We start from the raw sequence: 3,249 nt of genomic DNA on the forward strand, positions 1-3,249 counted from the left end.
TGGAGCGCGGGTCAGACCACCAGCAATGGTGGCACCGCGCGGCGAAGCGGTAACCCACCCGAACGCCGCGTGTTCCACGCGCAGCGTGGAGGGAATCTCCGTCCTTCAGGGCGGAGAGGACGTCAATGGCTGAGGACTCAGCCTACCGCGATGATCGTTGCGATGCTGCGTCGACGTGACGAGTACACGCAGCACCACCGGCATGCGGACGGACCCAAGACGCACCCGGCGTCGGCAACGGAGACGGCCTGACGATCGCTCGTTTTCTGACGGCCAGAAGCTCCCGCTTGTACGGATCTGAGTCGGGCATTGTCCGGCGGAGTCGGGCAGCGCCACGACCCCGCCGGAGCCTGCTGTGCCTACAGCAGGGCGAGCATCTTCTGTAGTGAGTCGATCTCGGCCCGTTTGTCCCCGAGCAGCACCGGCTCGTCGCTGTCGATGGTTTGGCCGAGGGCCGCGAGCAGGTCAGCGGCCGCCTTCTCGGCCGCACTCAGGTCTACCGCTGGAAATTCGTGCGTCACCCGAGGCCGCCATTCAAGCAAAGTGTCGCCCATGGCCCTGGACTCCTCGATCGCCCCTTGTCACGTCACCGTGCGTCCTCGCTGGTCCCGACGTGGGCCGTGGTGGACGAGGCCAGCCTTGCCAGCGCCAGTGCGCCGACGAGCAGACCGAAGTCGCGTAGCGCGACGTCGAAGTACTCACCCATGGTGACGAGGTTGACGATGATGCCAAGCAACCATGCGGCGACCACGTAGCCGCCGATCGCGGGTCTGATCGCGACGAGGATGCCGGCGAGGATCTCCACGACTCCCACCGCGAGCATCGCCTGGTGCGCGTCACCGGGCACGATGTCGTTGATCCAGGGAGCGAGGTACTGCTCCCAGTCGGTGAGCAGCCCGAAGAACTTGTCCAGGCCGAAGAGGATCGGTGCGACCGTGAAGACCGTGCGGAGGAGGAGGAATGCCTGATGGGCGCGGTCGTTCGCGGCGACCGGCGTCGTAGATGATGATGCAAGGAAACGCAGGTGGGTCATGAAGGCCTCCCGGCTCTAAAAGAGAGTAGTCTCAACTTTAGAGCCGGGGTCGAGATTACGTCAATAGGTCTCTCTTTTAGAAAGGACTGGTCGTGTCGGACGAGCTTGCCGAGCAGGTCGCCGGGGTTGGTGCGCTGTTGGAGCCTGCCCGTCGCGCGCTGTACCTGTACGTGGCGGCGCAGCCCGACGCGGTCAGCCGCGAGCATGCGGCGGACGCCGTCGACCTGCCGTTGCACTCGGTGAAATTCCACCTCGACCGGCTGGTGGAGGAGGGCCTGCTCGACGTGGAGTTCCGCCGGCTGTCGGGGCGGACTGGCCCGGGCGCGGGTCGCCCATCGAAGCTGTATCGGCGCTCATCCCGGCAGCTTTCGGTCTCCTTGCCCGAACGTCACTATGACCTGGCCGGCGATGTGCTGGCCACGGCCATCCACCGGTCATTGGGCGACGCTGTACCGATCGCGGACGCCGTGCGAGACGTGGCGGAGGAGGAGGGCCGGCGCATCGCCGCGGCGGCTGCGGACGAGAGCAAGGTTGCCGCTCCAGGCGTCGCTTCGGCGGTCGGCACGGGTGGTGATCACCATGACAACCTGGTACGGGCGGCGCGCGTGCTAGCTCGTCATGGCTACGAACCGCGTATCTCCGACCGGGAGATCCGCCTTGCGAACTGCCCGTTCGACAAGTTGGCGGCCAAGCACATTGAACTGGTTTGCGGCATGAACCTCGCCCTCATCGGCGGCGTCATCGACGGACTTGACCTCCGGGGACTGAGTGTGGAGCTCGCGCCGCAGCCTGGCTACTGCTGCGTCAAGATCCGCGGCTGAGCCGGCAAGCGGGGCCGAGGTCGGGTCCTGACCTGGCGGGACCCGCGGGCGAGTACTCCCGGTGCCGCACTCTGACGTGGCCTGTGGGGTTCCACAACCCAGTTGGCTGCCTGCCGAGCCTTTCGGTAGCGCTTCGGTCTGCGTATGCAAGAGGGGTTGACGAGCCGCTGGCCGCGGCCCGTCAACCCCGACACGTGCCCACCAAGGCTTGGTTACTTGACGCCACCGGCCCGGAACGCCAGCCAGGCGTCGCTCATCCGGTCCGCCTGTCCTGCGCTGAACATGTCCATGCAGGAGTCCTGCGAGTAGTCCATGAAGTTGTGGATCGGGTCCAGCCCGGGTGCGGTGCAGGTGTCCGCGCCCACCGGGCAGTTGAACTGCGGGTGCGCTTCACGCGGGGTGTCCGCGACGTAGTCGCCGGAAGCGGCGCACCCGTGCGCGAAGGTGTGCTCCAGCATCAGCCAGTGCCCGACTTCGTGCGTGAGCGTGTCACCCAGGGCGTACTTGCCGGCGGTGCCGCCCGGCATCGACTCGTCGAGCATCACCACGCCGTCGATGTAGTCCCGGCCGTTGTTGTAACCCTTGGGGAAGTACGCCCAGCCGAGGAGCCCGCCGCCGATGTTGGCCGCGTACACGTTCAGGGTGCGGGAGTCGCCGGTGTACAACGCCTGCTTCATGTCCCGCTCGTTCTTGCCCGGCACGACCGTGTACCAGTCGCTGTTCACCGTCCACGTCGTGTCGACGAGCGAGAACCGGAATGGCGTGTCGGATGCGTTCGCCGCCGTGCGGCCCGCGTACGAATCGTTGAGCACCGTCATCTGGTTGGCGATCAGGGTGTTCCACCTGGTCGTCTCGGCCGCGGTGAGGGAGTGGTCGGAGACCATGTGGAAGACCGTCGGCACGGTGACGCTGCCGTTGGCCAGGCGCGGCGAATCCTTGATCACGCCGTAGGCGTTCGCCTCATTCTTGGAATACAGCTCCGGCTCCTGTGCGGTGGCGCCCTCGCTCACCCGCGCCGCGCTGTGCCCCTCGGCACCCGGCTCACACGCCGCAACACCTGCGGAGGAGGTCACGGACGCTGCCGTACCCACCGCCGCGGAGGCTCCACCGGCCGCCAAGAATGTGGCAGCGGTAGCGGTCAGGACTGCCAGTTGGAACGTCGATCTCCTGCGCATCGTTGCACCTTTCACATAGGGGGGATGGAGGGGTCACGGAGCGGGATGGACGAGGGTCGCCGCGACAAGGTCACTGACATCGTCGTCCCGTTATAAGAGGGCATCCCGTCTAGGTGTGTATGGATGTGTCTGTTTCGGGGTGGTCATCGCGCCAGGATGGGGTCGATTCGTGGGTCAGTCGACGGCTCATGTTGTCGATCATGGCCCAGTGGATGTGGGC

General features: G+C 66.2%; 4 protein-coding genes. 1 reads left to right on the forward strand and 3 read right to left on the reverse strand.

The annotated features are described in order from the left end of the window. Positions 1 to 359 precede the first annotated feature (359 nt). On the reverse strand, positions 360 to 554 hold the full coding sequence (locus SLP03_RS31260) for a hypothetical protein (RefSeq protein ID WP_319464237.1): 195 nt from the start codon (positions 552 to 554) through the stop codon (positions 360 to 362). Positions 555 to 586: 32 nt separating this feature from the next. Continuing rightward, a complete protein-coding gene (locus tag SLP03_RS31265) occupies positions 587 to 1,033 on the reverse strand; it encodes a hypothetical protein (RefSeq protein WP_319464238.1) in 447 nt (148 codons plus the stop codon). A 92-nt stretch (positions 1,034 to 1,125) separates the two neighbouring features. Between SLP03_RS31265 and SLP03_RS31270 the strand changes: the two genes are divergently transcribed. Continuing rightward, entirely contained in the window at positions 1,126 to 1,854 is a 729-nt protein-coding gene (locus SLP03_RS31270; protein ID WP_319464239.1) for a helix-turn-helix transcriptional regulator, read from the forward strand. A gap of 212 nt (positions 1,855 to 2,066) precedes the next feature. Here SLP03_RS31270 and SLP03_RS31275 read toward each other — a convergent pair whose 3' ends face one another. Next, the gene (locus tag SLP03_RS31275; RefSeq protein WP_319464240.1) at positions 2,067 to 2,927 is read right to left on the reverse strand and encodes a zinc metalloprotease; all 861 of its coding nucleotides are present in this window, start codon (positions 2,925 to 2,927) and stop codon (positions 2,067 to 2,069) included. Positions 2,928 to 3,249 lie beyond the last annotated feature (322 nt).

The organism is Micromonospora sp. RTP1Z1, assembly GCF_033804685.1.
GTDB lineage: Bacteria > Actinomycetota > Actinomycetes > Mycobacteriales > Micromonosporaceae > Micromonospora.